We start from the raw sequence: 13,219 nt of genomic DNA, 5'->3' as shown, positions 1-13,219 counted from the left end.
CGGAAGAGGGAGGGGGCGGGTCCGACCCGCGGGTCAGTCGAGGTGCTTCGCGTAGGCCGGCAGCGTCAGGAAGGCCGGGAACTCGGGCCGCAGGGCCACCTCGCGGAAGATCTCGGCGGCGTCGTCGAAGCGGTCGCCGTCGGTGCGCGGCACCTCCGCCAGCACCTCCGCGACGATGCTCTCGACGTAGGCACGGGTGATGGCGTCGCCCTCCGCGGTCTCGCGATCCTGGTGGATCCACTGCCAGATCTGCGAGCGCGAGATCTCGGCGGTGGCGGCGTCCTCCATGAGGTCGTCGATGGCGACGGCGCCGAGGCCCCGGAGCCACGCCTCGAGGTAGCGGATCGCCACCGAGACGTTGCCGCGCACCCCGGCCGCGGTGACGGGCAGACCGATGCGCAGGTCGAGCAGGTCGGCGGCGTCGACGGCGACCTCGTCCCGCGTGCGTCCGAGCTGGTTCGGCTCGTCGCCGAGCACCGCGTCGAACTCCGCCCGGGCCACCGGGATGAGGTCGGGGTGGGCCACCCAGGTGCCGTCGAAGCCGTCGCCGGCCTCGCGCCGCTTGTCCGCGGCGACCTTCTGGAACGCCGCCTCCGTCACGTCGGGGCGACGGCGGTTCGGGATGAAGGCGCTCATCCCGCCGATGGCGTACGCGCCCCGCTTGTGGCAGGTCTGCACGAGCAGCTCGGTGTAGGCCCGCATGAACGGCACCGTCATCGTCACCTCGCTGCGGTCGGGCAGGACGAAGCGCGCCCCGCGGCCGCGGTAGGTCTTGATGATCGAGAAGATGTAGTCCCAGCGGCCGGCGTTCAGACCCGCGCAGTGGTCGCGCAGGGCGAAGAGGATCTCCTCCATCTCGAACGCGGCCGGCAGCGTCTCGATCAGCACCGTGGCGCGGATCGTGCCGTGCGACAGCCCGAGTCGCTCCTCGGTGAACGAGAACACGTCGTCCCACAGGCGCGCCTCCTCCGCCGACTCGATCTTCGCCAGGTAGAAGTAGGGCCCGCGGCCGGCCGCGATCAGCGCGTCGGCGTTGTGGAACACGTACAGCCCGTAGTCGACGAGGGAACCGGATGCCGCCAGCTCGCGGCCGGCCCGATCGATGAACGTCATGTGCTTCTCGGGCAGGTGCCAGCCGCGCGGGCGCATCACGATCGTCGGGGTCCGCTCCGCGGTGACGCGGTACTCCTTGCCGTCGGCGTTCGTGTAGGTGAGCTGACCGCGGATGGCGTCGAACAGCGACTGCTGACCGCCGATCACGTTGCGCCACGTCGGGGAGGTGGCATCCTCCTGGTCGGCCAGCCACACGCGGGCACCGGAGTTCAGCGCGTTGATGGTCATCTTGGGGTCGGTCGGTCCGGTGATCTCGACGCGGCGGTCCTCCAGGCCCGGGCCGGCTCCCGCCACCCGCCACGACGGGTCGTCGCGGATGTACGCCGTCTCGGCGCGGAAGTGCGGGTCGTCGCCCGTGCCGATCTCGAAGCGACGGCGCTCGCGGGCGGCGAGACGGTCGTGCCGGCGGCGGGCGAAACGGTCGTGCAGCTCGGTGAGGAAGGCGAGCGCGGCCGGGCTGAGGATCCTTCCGTCCTGTCCCTCGAGCGGCCGCTCGACGCGGAGGTGCGGAGCGGACGCCGGGGTCGTCGTGAGCGGGGGAGCGGTGATGAGGGTCATGAGGTCGTCCTCTCGGAAGGGTGTGCGGGGCTCATGACCACAACTGTGGGCGAACACTCCCGCCTGCTGACGAGGTTCGTGCGGAGAAGATGGACCGATCTTCTGCATCTGTGAGATCGTGCCGTATGGCGACGCGCGCACCTGCTCCCTCGACGTCCCTCCCGATCGACGATGAGGAGGTGGACACCCTCACCATCGGCCGCCGCATCCGACAGCTGCGCACCGCGCGCGGGATGACGCTCGACGACCTCGCGCAGGCCGTCGGCCGCGCCCCGAGTCAGCTGTCGATGATCGAGAACGGCCACCGCGAGGCGAAGCTCACGCTGCTGCAGACGATCGCGCGCGCCCTCGAGTGCAAGCTCGACGCGCTCCTGGATGCGGAGCCGCTGGACCCGCGCACCGCGCTCGAGGTGTCCGTCGAGCGCGCGATGCGCGGTCAAACATTTCAAGCCCTCGGCATCGCGCCGTTCCGCGTCGGCCGGTCGGTGCCCGACGAGGTGCTGGCGGCGATGCTCGCCCTCCAAGGGGAGATCGAGCGGCTGCGCGAGGAGCGCTCGGCGACGCCCGAGGAGGCGCGACGGGCGAACGTGGCGCTGCGGCGGCTCATGCGCACGCAGGACAATCACTTCCCGGAGCTGGAGGCCGAGGCATCCCGTGTCCTCTCCGCCGTCGACCACCCCGGGGGTCCGCTGACGCAGCGCGCGGCGAGCGACATCGCCGCCCATCTCGGGTTCTCGCTGCACTACGTGCCCGACCTGCCCTCGTCGACGCGCAGCATCGCGGACGTGAAGAACGGCCGGCTCTACCTGTCGACCGGGGTGGCCAAGGGCGACCCGCGGACGGCGGTGCTGCAGGCGCTGTCCAGCCGCCTCCTCGGCCACGGCGAGCCGACGAGCTACGACGAGTTCCTCCGGCAGCGCGTGGAGACGAACTACCTCACCGGGGCGCTGCTGATGCCGGAGGGCGACGTCGTGACGGCGCTGCGCGAGGCGAAGGAACGGCGGGCGATCAGCATCGAAGACCTCCGCGACGCGTACTCGGTGTCGTACGAGACCGCGGCCCACCGGTTCACCAACCTGGCCACCGTGCATCTCGGCATCCCGGTGCACTTCCTCAAGGTGCACGAGTCGGGCACCATCACGAAGGCCTACGAGAACGACGACGTGAACTTCCCGACCGACCGGCTCGGGTCCATCGAGGGGCAGATGTGCTGCCGGCGGTGGACGAGCCGCGTGGTGTTCGACGTCGACGACCGCTTCAACCCGTACTACCAGTACACCGACACCGGGAACGGGACGTATTGGTGCACGGCCCGCGTGGAGCAGTCCAGCGAGGGCGCGCACTCCGTGAGCGTGGGCGTGCGCTTCGACGACACGAAGTGGTTCCGCGGCCGCGACACGACGAACCGAGGGGTGTCGCGGCATGCCGTCGAGACCTGCTGCCGCCGGGCGCCCGTCGAGCTCGAGGCCGCGTGGCGGGGCGCGGCGTGGCCCAACGTGCGTACCCCGCGGACCCTTCTCGCGACCCTTCCGACCGGGGCGTTCCCCGGGGTGGACACGACCGAGATGTACGAGTTCCTCGAGGGCCACGCCCCGTCCTGACCGGCCGCGTGCCGGGGGTCTGCTGCCGTCGTTCGGAGGTGCCGTCCGACACGCCGTGGCTGCGGCCGTGTGGGCGTCGTGTCGTCGGGAATCTCCGCAGGACGGTGGCCGGGATGGATGCCACGGCCACATGCCCGCGGCGACCGTCCGGTTGCTGCCGGTCGGGGTCTGCTGCCGTCGTTCGGAGGTGCCGTCTGACACGCCGTGGCTGCGGCCGTGTGCGCGGCGTGTCGTCCGGGATCTCCGCAGGACGGTGGCCGGGATGGAAGCCACGGCCCCATGCCCGCGGCGGCCGTCCGGTTGCTGCCGGTCGGGGTCTGCTGTCGTCGTTCGGAGGTGCCGTCCGACACGCCAGGGCTGCGGCCGTGTGGGCGGCGTGTCATCCGGGATCTCCGCAGGACGGTGGCCGGGATGGATGCCACGGACGCACGGGCGCATGGCAGCCTCCGGCAGGAGCGCAGAAGCGGACCCACGACTCCGACGGCCGGGTCAGCGACGGTGGAGGCCCCGGGACACGTGGGCGAGGATCGCCGCCTCGACCACCGGCCAGTCGTGCACGACCATGGCGTAGTCGAAGCGAAGAGTGACGAAACCCCAGGTCGCGGCGGTGGCGTCCCGCATGAGGTCGCGGTGGCGGTGCGAGGGGCCGTCATGATTCTCGGCACCGTCGACCTCGACGATGAGGGACTCCCCGATGACGAGGTCGACCCGCCCCACCGAGAAGACCGGGACCTGCGTCCGAATCGGCAGGCCGTGCCGGCGGAGACGCCACCGCAGCAGCGACTCGAGGCCGCTCTCGGCGTCCGTGCGGGCCGATGCGATGGCCGCGCCGGCGGTGCGCGGAAGCCCCGCCGCCGGACGGGGGAGGTCGGAGCTGCGCAGGGCCCTCCGATGGAGGGCGGACTCCAGGGCGACGAAGAACTCCTCGACACCGCGACAGGCCAGGATCTGCCGCAGGATGACGAACACGGACGGCATGCCGAAACGGTCACCGGCGACGTGGTCCCAATGCGTCACGACGTCCGACCCCTCGACAGGGTGGCCGTGCCCGTCCGGAATCAGACTGATGTGAAGGGCGTCGTCCTCGGCGAGCACCCACATGCCCCGATGGCGCGCGGCGCTGACACAGGCGAGCGCTCCGCCGTGGAGCGCCGCCCGTCGCCGCGGCTCGCACGTCGTGGCATCCGCGTAGATGCCCCGACGCAGCCGGATCAGGGTGCCGCAGGCCACCGCCGCGTCGACGTCCGTGCGTCTCAGACCGGCCCGGAACAGATCACGGCGGCGACGGATTCGATCACGGGTCCTGCACACCGGCCCAGCGTGCCCGGTCGAGCCCTCCGCCCGGGGGCCGTTCCCGGCGAATTGGGGATGGATGCCACGAAGTGAGCTCTGTGGAGAAGAGGTCCCGGCCGCGGGCGCACACCGTCCTGCGGAGTTCCGGACCAACACGCCGTCCCGACGGCCCCGCGGACGGCGTGTCGTCACCGAACTCCGCAGGACGGCACCAGCAAGGGGGCACCGGCACACGGCAGCGGCACCGGTCCGCGAGACGGGCGGGCCGTCACTCCGCGAGGCGCAGCGCCGTCCAGAGCTCGGCGCGCGCGGCGAAGGACGACAGGTCCCGGTGCAGCACGCGCTCGGCCTGCGCCACGCGCGCCCGGACGGTGTGGCGATGGATGCCGAGGGCCTGGGCCGTCGCTTCGTGCGAGCAGTCGTGGGCCAGCCACGCGTCGAGGGTGACGACGAGTGCCGCGCCCTGGGCGTCGTCGTGCTGCCGCAGCGGGGCGAGCACGCCGGCCGCGACGGTGCGGGCGGCGTCGGAGCCGAGCGCGGAGAGCACCCCCGCCCGGGACGCGTCGGCGAAGTCCGCCACGCCGGGGGCGGAGGCGCGGTCGCGGGCCGTGCGGGCCTGCGCGAGCGCGATCGAGAAGGCGTCGTACGCCGTGGGGGCCGACACCCCGACCACGAGGTCGAACCGTTCCGCGGTCTCGTCCAGCAGCACGCGGGACGCCGCCGGGACGACCAGCACCACGCCGTCGTCGCCGCGGCCGAAGAACAGCTGCTCGTGCGCGCGCGCCTCCAACCACTCCACGAGAGCCCGCGACCGCACCGATGCGGCCGGCGTCAGCCCCACCACGACCGGCGCGGTCGGAAGCGCGCCCCACAGCTCGCGCGCCGCGCGCCGCGCGAGGGACGGGTCGTCGCTCAGCAGCGACTGCACGAGCCCGGCGCGCAGGGCGCCGACGGCCCGGCCGAGTCCGTCCTGCTGCTCCAGGGCGAGACCCGCCATGGCGACGACGGCCGTGACGACGCTGCGCGCCTCGTGATCCAGGTCGGTGCCGACGATCGCGACGACGCCCCGCAGCTGCCCGCCGCGTCCGAGGGTCTGCAGGGTCGCCTCGGCGCCGTTCACCCGCAGCGCCGATCCCGCCCGCGTGCCGCGGCGGAGCACCTCGGCCACGTCGCCGGCCAGGATGCCGAGGGTGTCGGCATCCATCGTCCCGGTCGGGTGGGCGGTGCGCAGGGCGCCGGAGGCGTCGTAGAGGCCCACCCAGCAGTCCAGCTGCCGCGACAGCTCGGCCAGGGTGGCGGACAGCCCGTCGGGGCGCAGGGCCGCGAGCGACACGGCGCGTTGCGCCGCGAGGGACCAGCTCCGACGGGCGTACGCCTCCGCGGCGATCGCCTCGGCGCCCGCCCGCGCCACCGCGATGAACGGGGTGCGGTACGGCACCTCGAACAGGGGCATGCCGGCCGTGAGGCACGCGGCGGCGAGATGCGCCGGGATGCCGTCGCGGACGACCTCCGTTCCGAAGCCGAGCCCCACGACCCCCCGCGCCGACAGCCGGTCGACGTACGCGTCGTAGTCGGCGGGCAGGGCGTCGGCGAACTGCGTGCCGGTGGTCAGCAGCACGAGCCCCTCGCTGAGGAACGGTGTGGGATCGGCGAGGTCGCTCGAGTGCACCCATCGCGCGGCGCGGTCCAGGCTCCCGCCGGGCAGCGCGGACTCGTCGAGGGCCAGGCGCAGACGCAGATCGCGGCGCCCGAGCAGGGCGCGCAGCGTCGGGGGCACGGCGGCGGGCTCTGCCACGGTCGCTCCTATACGGTTCGTACACGGGGATGCCTCGAACTGTACAGCCCGCACAGTGCGGGCCGCGGCGCGTGCTCCGTAGCATCGCCGCCATGAGCCTCGACACCCTCCCCGCCGTCGGCGGTCCGACCCTCGCCCAGGAGCGCCGCCTCGTCACCGCCATCCCCGGCCCGCGCTCGCAGGAGCTGCTGGCCCGCAAGGCCGCCGCCGTGGCATCCGGCGTCGGTCACACCGTGCCGATCGAGGCCGTCGCCGCGGGCGGAGGGGTCGTCGTCGACGCCGACGGGAACTCGCTCATCGACCTGGGCTCGGGCATCGCCGTCACGAGCGTCGGCAACGCCCACCCGGCCGTCGTCGCCGCCGTGCAGGAGCAGGTCGCCGCCTTCACCCACACGTGCTTCATGATCTCGCCGTACGAGTCGTACGTCGCCGTCGCCGAGGCCCTCAACCGCCTCACCCCCGGCGATCACGCGAAGAAGAGCGCGCTGTTCAACTCCGGCGCCGAGGCCGTCGAGAACGCGGTCAAGATCGCCCGCAAGCACACCGGCCGCCAGGCCGTCGTCGCCTTCGACCACGCGTACCACGGCCGCACCAACCTGACGATGGCGCTCACCGCGAAGAACATGCCGTACAAGAGCGGTTTCGGCCCCTTCGCCGCCGAGGTCTACCGCGCCCCGCTGTCGTACCCCTTCCGCGACGGCCTGTCGGGTCCCGACGCCGCCGCGAAGGCCATCTCGCTCATCGAGAAGCAGGTCGGCGCCGAGAACCTCGCCGCCGTCATCATCGAGCCCATCCAGGGCGAGGGCGGCTTCATCGTCCCCGCCGACGGCTTCCTGAACGCGATCGTCGACTGGTGCCGCGAGAACGGCGTCGTCTTCATCGCCGACGAGGTGCAGTCCGGCTTCGCCCGCACCGGCGCCATGTTCGCGTCCGAGCACTTCGGCATCGTCCCGGATCTCGTCACCACCGCGAAGGGCATCGCCGGCGGTCTCCCGCTCGCCGCCGTCACCGGCCGGGCGGAGATCATGGATGCCACCCACACCGGCGGCCTGGGAGGGACCTACGGCGGCAACCCCATCGCGTGCGCCGCGGCCCTGGCATCCATCGACGCCTTCGAGAACGAGGGGCTCGTCGAGCGGGCCCGGGAGATCGGCGAGCTGCTGACCGGACGCCTGCGCGCGCTGCAGGCCGGTGACCCGCGCATCGGCGACGTCCGCGGACACGGCGCGATGATCGCGGCCGAGTTCGTCGACCCCGCCACCGGGGCGCCCGACGCCGCGCTCACGTCGGCTGTTGCGAAGGCCGCCATCGCCGAGGGCGTCATCGTCCTCACGTGCGGCACCTACGGCAACGTCATCCGGTTCCTGCCGCCGCTGTCGATCGGCGACGACCTGCTGAACGAGGGCCTCGACGTCGTCGCGGCCGCCCTCGCCCGCACCTGAGGAACGCCCCGGCGGCGTGTGCGCCCGGACACCGCCGCCGCCGGGACCACCTCGACACCCCGCGCGAACGATGAGTAAGGAAGCTTTCATGGACGAGATCACCCGAGACGTGGTCGTCATCGGAGCCGGCGCCGCCGGACTCACCGCCGCCAACGACCTGCGCAAGGCCGGCCTGTCGGTCGTCGTGCTGGAGGCGCGCGACCGCGTCGGCGGTCGCCTGTGGACCGACGTGATCGACGGCGCGATGCTCGAGCTGGGCGGCCAGTGGGTCTCGCCGGACCAGACCGCGCTCATCGACACCGTCGCCGACCTGGGACTGTCGACCTACAGCCGCTACCGCGAGGGCGACAGCGTCTACGTGGGCCCCGACGGTCAGACGAAGCGCTTCACCGGCGAGATGTTCCCCGTCGCCCCCGAGACCGAGAAGGCCATCGACGAGGTCACCGCGCGTCTGGACGCCATGGTCGCCGAGATCGACCCCGACCGCCCGTGGGCCCACCCGAAGGCCGCCGAGTGGGACGCGATCTCGTGGGACGCCTGGCTCCGACAGCAGACCGACGACGACGAGGCCGTCCGCAACCTCGCCTTCGCCACGGGGTCGGCGATGCTCACCAAGCCCACGCACACCTTCTCGCTGCTGCAGTCGCTGCACATGGCGGCATCCGCGGGCTCCTACTCGAACCTCGTCGACGCGGACTTCATCCTCGACATGCGCGTGGCCGGCGGCCTCCAGCAGGTGCCCGAGCTGCTCGCCGAGCGTCTCGGCGACGACGTGCTGCTCAACCAGCCGGTGCGGCGCATCCTCTGGGGCGCCGAGGCGGTCGCGACGCCGGACCGCGCGGCCGACTCCGCGACGGGGCAGCGCGTCGACGACCTGCGCGCCCTGACCGCCCGCGTCGAGGCCGCGAAGACCTCCTCCGCGGGAGTCACCGTGATCGCCGACGGCGTCACCGTCCGCGCCCGCTTCGCGATCCTCGCGCTGGCGCCCGTCCTGTACCCGCGCATCTCGTTCGAGCCGCCGCTGCCGCGCCTGCAGCACCAGATGCACCAGCACTTCTCGATGGGCTTCGTCATCAAGGTGCACGCCGTCTACGAGACGCCGTTCTGGCGCGACAAGGGTCTGTCGGGCACCGCCTTCAGCCCCTACGAGCTCTGCCACGAGGCATACGACAACACCAACCACGGCGACGAGCGCGGAACCCTCGTGGGCTTCGTGTCCGACCAGAACGCCGACGACCTGTTCCGGCTGAGCGCCGAGGAGCGCAAGGAGCGCATCCTCGACTCGCTCTCCCGCTACTACGGACCCGAGGCGAAGGAGCCCGTCGTCTACTACGAGAGCGACTGGGGCACCGAGGAGTGGACGCGCGGCGCCTACGCCGGCAGCTTCGACCTGGGCGGCCTGCACCGCTACGGCGCGGACCTGCGCGAGCCCGTCGGCCCCCTCCACCTCGCGTGCAGCGACATGGCCGGCGCCGGGTTCCAGCACGTCGACGGAGCGATCCGCCAGGGCCGCCGCGCGGCCGAGGAGATCCTCGAGCGGACGCGCGGATGAGCGGCGACCGCGTCGTCGTCGGGTACACCGCCACCGACGCGGGCGCCGACGCGCTCGCGCTCGGGGCCCGACTGGGTGCGGCACTGGGCGCGCCCGTGCATGCGGTGGTCGTCCTGCCCTCCTCCGAGAACAACGTCTCGATCCCGACGGACGCCGGCTACGAGCGTCTCGTCCAGGACACCGCCCGCGGATGGCTTCGCGAGGCCGTGGCGCCGTATCCCGGCATCCGTGGTCATGTCCGCTCCGCCCACGCGGTGTCGGACGGGCTCGTCGCCGCCGCCGAGGAGTTCGGCGCCGGCGTGATCGTCGTCGGCACCGGCGGGGGAGCACCCCGCGGCCGGCACCGCCTCGGAACCACCGCCGAGGAGCTCGTCCACTCCGCGCCGGTCCCCGTCGCGCTGGCTCCCGAAGGGGCGCGCGAGGTGGACCCGTCCGTCGGGCTGCCGCGCGTCACCGCCGCGATCGGCACCCGCCCCGGAGCCGACGTCCTGCTCGACACCGCGGCATCCCTCTCCCGTCGTTCGCAGGCGCCCCTGCGGCTGCTCTCGCTCGCGGGCGTCGATCTGCCCGGCCGCGTGGACGCCTCGCTCACGCGTCTGACCGGCCAGGCGCACGCCCAGAGCGTGCTCGACGCCGTCCGCACGTCCCTTCCCGCCGAGATCGAGGCCGAGGCCGTCGTCGGCGCCGGCTCCGACATCGAGGACGCGGTCTCGCGCATCGACTGGCATCCCGGCGAGGTCGCCCTCGTCGGCTCGAGCCGTCTCGCGCAGCCGCGGCGCCTCTTCCTCGGCTCCACCGCGGGCCGGATCCTCCGCGCCCTCCCCGTCCCCATGATCGTGGTGCCGCGCACCTCGGAGGCCTCCTCATGACCAGCTCCCTGGGCGGCGCGAGCCCCGCGCCCGACAGCGCCGTCACCACCGGCATCTCCAACAAGGGCCTGCGGGTCGGTTCGATCGGCATGATCGGCGCCGTCGTCATCGGCATCTCGACCATCGCCCCGGCCTACACGCTCACCGGCGCGCTCGGCCCCACCGTCTCGGCCGTCGGCTTCCAGGTGCCGGCGATCATCCTCGTCGGCTTCATCCCCATGCTCCTGGTGGCGCTCGGCTATCGCGAGCTGAACTCGAGGATGCCGGATGCCGGCACCTCCTTCACCTGGGCAGCCCGCGCCTTCGGTCCGTGGGTGGGGTGGATGGCGGGCTGGGGGCTGATCGCCGCCACCGTCATCGTGCTGTCGAACCTCGCCGGCATCGCGGTGGACTTCCTGTTCCTGCTGATCGCGCAGATCACGGGCAACGCCGAGATCGCCGAGCTCACCCGCGTCGTGCCCATCAACGTCGCGGTGTGCCTGCTGTTCATGTTCCTGGCCACGGTCGTGTCGTACCGCGACCTGCAGACCACGCAGCGCCTGCAGTACGGTCTGGTCGGCTTCCAGATCCTCGTCCTGCTGGTCTTCGCGGGAGCAGCCGTCGTCGAGATGCTGAACGGCAACGCGTTCGACGCCAGCCCCGTGGAGCTGTCGTGGTTCAACCCGTTCGAGGTCCCGTCCTTCAGCGCCTTCGCCGCCGGGCTCTCGCTGTCGATCTTCATTTTCTGGGGATGGGACGTCATCCTCACCATGAACGAGGAGACGAAGGACCCCGACAAGACGCCGGGCCGTGCCGCGACCGTCACGGTGTTCCTCATCGTCGCGCTGTACTTGCTCATCGCCGTGGCGCTGCTGATGTTCGCCGGCAACGGCACCGGGGAGCTCGGCCTCGGCAACGAGGACATCCAGGAGAACGTCTTCTTCCACCTGTCGGGGCCGATCCTCGGACCGCTCGCGTTCCTCGTCTCGCTCGCGGTGCTCACCAGCTCGGCATCCTCGCTCCAGGCGACCTTCGTGGGGCCCGCCCGCACGCTGCTGGCGATGGCGCACTACGACGCGCTGCCGAGGAAGTTCGCGAAGGTGAGCCCCCGCTTCTTCACCCCCGGTTACGCCACCATTGTCTCGGCGATCGTCGCCTCGGCGTTCTACGCCGTCATGCGCGTGCTGAGCGAGAACGTCCTCACCGACACCATCACGGCCCTCGGCGCGATGATCTGCTTCTACTACGGCATCACCGCCTTCGCGTGCGTCTGGTACTTCCGCATGCAGTGGTTCGACTCGGTGCGCAACGTGTTCCTGACGCTGCTCGCGCCGCTGATCGGCGGGCTGATCCTCGCGGTGCTGTTCGTCACCACCCTCATCGACAGCGCGAGCCCCGACTACGGCTCGGGCTCGGAGATCGGCGGCGTCGGTCTCGTGTTCGTGATCACCGTCGTGATCATCGTGGTCGGACTCGTGCTGATGATCGCCCAGCGCATCGCGAGTCCCGGCTTCTTCCGGGGTGAGACGCTGGGACGCGACGCCCCCGCCAGCGCACGCCGCCGCCGCCTCACGTCCTGACAACGAAACGAAAAGGAGCACCATGAGCGACTACGCCGTCGTCAATCCCGCCACCGGTGAGACCCTCGCCGAGTACGACACGTTGAGCGACTCCGGTGTCGAGGACGCCATCGCCTCCGCCCACGACGGGTACCGGGCCTGGTCGCGCACCGCCCCGGCCGAGCGCGCCGAGGCCCTGCGCCGTGTCGCCCAGCTGCACCGCGATCGCCGCGACGACCTCGCGGCCATCATCGTGCGGGAGATGGGCAAGCCGCTCGAGGCGGCGCTGGGCGAGGTCGACTTCGCGGCCGACATCACCGAGTACTACGCCGACAACATCGACAAGATCACCGGTGACAGTCCGCTCGACATCCTCGGCGAGGGCACGGCCGTGATCCGGCGCTCGCCGCTGGGCGTGCTGCTGGGCATCATGCCGTGGAACTTCCCGTACTACCAGGTCGCCCGCTTCGCCGCCCCGAACCTCGCGGTCGGCAACACGATCCTGCTCAAGCACGCTCCGCAGTGCCCCGAGTCGGCGGAGGCGCTGCAGACGATCTACCGCGACGCGGACCTGCCCGAGGGCGCGTACGTCAACATCCGCGCCACCAACGACCAGGCCGCGACGATCATCGCCGACCGTCGCGTGCAGGGCGTGTCGGTGACGGGCTCCGAGCGGGCGGGGGCGGCGGTCGCCGAGATCGCCGGTCGCAACCTGAAGAAGGTCGCGCTCGAGCTCGGCGGATCGGACCCCTTCATCCTGCTCTCCACGGATGACCTGGATGCCGCCGTGCAGGCCGCCGTGGACGCGCGCCTGGACAACAACGGGCAGTCCTGCAACGGCGCGAAGCGCTTCATCGTGATCGACGAGCTCTACGACGCCTTCCTGTCCAAGTTCAGCGGCGCGCTCGGCGAGGCCAAGGTCGGCGACCCCTTCGCGGACGACACGGTACTCGGACCCCTGTCGTCGCTCACCGCGGCCGAGCGCCTCGACGAGCAGGTGCAGCGGGCGGTCGCCCAGGGCGCCACCGTCGAGGTGGGCGGCACCCGCGACGGCGCCTTCTATCCCGGCACCGTGCTCACGGGCGTCACGAGCGACATGGACGCGTACGGCGAGGAGTTCTTCGGCCCCGTCGGCACCGTCTACCGCGTCGCGAGCGAGGACGAGGCGGTCGAGCTCGCCAACGACACCGGCTACGGTCTCGGCTCCTACGTCTTCACGACGGATGCCGCCCAGGCCGAGCGCATCGCCGATCGGATCGAGGCCGGGATGGTCTACGTCAACGTCGTTCTCGCCGACTCGCCGGAACTGCCCTTCGGCGGGGTCAAGCGCAGCGGCACCTCGCGCGAGATGGGTCTGCTGGCGGCGGACGAGTTCGTCAACAAGAAGCTCATCCGCACCGCCTGAGTCGCGTGTCGTCCCCCGGTCCGGTTCGCCAGGCCGGGGGACATGACATAGAC

9 protein-coding genes are annotated in these 13,219 nt (G+C 72.0%); 6 read left to right on the top strand and 3 right to left on the bottom strand.

The genetic code is table 11. The features are described from left to right. Positions 1-33: 33 nt before the first annotated feature. The gene (gene aceB / locus ACO03V_RS14245) at positions 34-1,671 is read right to left on the bottom strand and encodes a malate synthase A (RefSeq protein WP_423138039.1); all 1,638 of its coding nucleotides are present in this window, start codon (positions 1,669-1,671) and stop codon (positions 34-36) included. A 125-nt stretch (positions 1,672-1,796) separates the two neighbouring features. Between aceB and ACO03V_RS14240 the strand changes: the two genes are divergently transcribed. Then, on the top strand, positions 1,797-3,272 hold the full coding sequence (locus ACO03V_RS14240; RefSeq protein WP_423138038.1) for a helix-turn-helix domain-containing protein: 1,476 nt from the start codon (positions 1,797-1,799) through the stop codon (positions 3,270-3,272). A 489-nt stretch (positions 3,273-3,761) separates the two neighbouring features. Here the strand turns inward: ACO03V_RS14240 and ACO03V_RS14235 are convergent, their stop codons facing one another. Both ACO03V_RS14235 and ACO03V_RS14230 read right to left on the bottom strand, forming a co-directional pair. After that, complete coding sequence (locus tag ACO03V_RS14235; protein ID WP_423138037.1) at positions 3,762-4,502, bottom strand: endonuclease domain-containing protein; 741 nt, start codon at positions 4,500-4,502, stop codon at positions 3,762-3,764. A 331-nt stretch (positions 4,503-4,833) separates the two neighbouring features. Continuing rightward, positions 4,834-6,360, bottom strand: coding sequence for a PucR family transcriptional regulator (locus tag ACO03V_RS14230; RefSeq protein WP_423138036.1), 1,527 nt, complete (start codon positions 6,358-6,360; stop codon positions 4,834-4,836). 92 nt (positions 6,361-6,452) lie between these two features. Here ACO03V_RS14230 and gabT point away from each other — a divergent pair, with 92 nt between their 5' ends. From gabT to ACO03V_RS14205, 5 genes are all read left to right on the top strand, one after another. After that, complete coding sequence (gabT, locus tag ACO03V_RS14225) at positions 6,453-7,802, top strand: 4-aminobutyrate--2-oxoglutarate transaminase (RefSeq protein WP_367733535.1); 1,350 nt, start codon at positions 6,453-6,455, stop codon at positions 7,800-7,802. Positions 7,803-7,890: 88 nt separating this feature from the next. Further along, positions 7,891-9,354 carry a flavin monoamine oxidase family protein gene (locus tag ACO03V_RS14220; protein WP_423138035.1) on the top strand — a complete coding sequence of 488 codons (1,464 nt, stop codon included), beginning with the start codon at positions 7,891-7,893 and terminating at the stop codon, positions 9,352-9,354. Beyond that, a complete protein-coding gene (locus ACO03V_RS14215; RefSeq protein ID WP_423138034.1) occupies positions 9,351-10,223 on the top strand; it encodes a universal stress protein in 873 nt (290 codons plus the stop codon). The genes ACO03V_RS14220 and ACO03V_RS14215 overlap by 4 nt, the downstream gene beginning before the upstream one ends. Next, the gene (locus tag ACO03V_RS14210) at positions 10,220-11,782 is read left to right on the top strand and encodes an APC family permease (protein WP_423138033.1); all 1,563 of its coding nucleotides are present in this window, start codon (positions 10,220-10,222) and stop codon (positions 11,780-11,782) included. The genes ACO03V_RS14215 and ACO03V_RS14210 overlap by 4 nt, the downstream gene beginning before the upstream one ends. A gap of 22 nt (positions 11,783-11,804) precedes the next feature. Beyond that, positions 11,805-13,166: an NAD-dependent succinate-semialdehyde dehydrogenase gene (locus ACO03V_RS14205; protein WP_423138032.1), complete on the top strand. Its 1,362-nt coding sequence runs from the start codon at positions 11,805-11,807 to the stop codon at positions 13,164-13,166. Positions 13,167-13,219 lie beyond the last annotated feature (53 nt).

Origin of the sequence: Microbacterium sp. HMH0099 (genome assembly GCF_049384025.1) — a bacterium.
In the GTDB taxonomy this organism is placed as follows: Bacteria; Actinomycetota; Actinomycetes; order Actinomycetales; family Microbacteriaceae; genus Microbacterium.
This window is presented reverse-complemented; position numbering and strand designations above follow the sequence as displayed.

What these genes read in the sequence shown, in the direction of transcription:
- aceB (WP_423138039.1), bottom strand. Translation starts at nt 1,671, where the DNA reads ATGACCCTCATCACCGCTCCCCCGCTCACGACGACCCCGGCGTCCGCT.
- ACO03V_RS14240 (WP_423138038.1), top strand. Translation starts at nt 1,797, where the DNA reads ATGGCGACGCGCGCACCTGCTCCCTCGACGTCCCTCCCGATCGACGAT.
- gabT (WP_367733535.1), top strand. Translation starts at nt 6,453, where the DNA reads ATGAGCCTCGACACCCTCCCCGCCGTCGGCGGTCCGACCCTCGCCCAG.
- ACO03V_RS14220 (WP_423138035.1), top strand. Translation starts at nt 7,891, where the DNA reads ATGGACGAGATCACCCGAGACGTGGTCGTCATCGGAGCCGGCGCCGCC.
- ACO03V_RS14215 (WP_423138034.1), top strand. Translation starts at nt 9,351, where the DNA reads ATGAGCGGCGACCGCGTCGTCGTCGGGTACACCGCCACCGACGCGGGC.
- ACO03V_RS14210 (WP_423138033.1), top strand. Translation starts at nt 10,220, where the DNA reads ATGACCAGCTCCCTGGGCGGCGCGAGCCCCGCGCCCGACAGCGCCGTC.
- ACO03V_RS14205 (WP_423138032.1), top strand. Translation starts at nt 11,805, where the DNA reads ATGAGCGACTACGCCGTCGTCAATCCCGCCACCGGTGAGACCCTCGCC.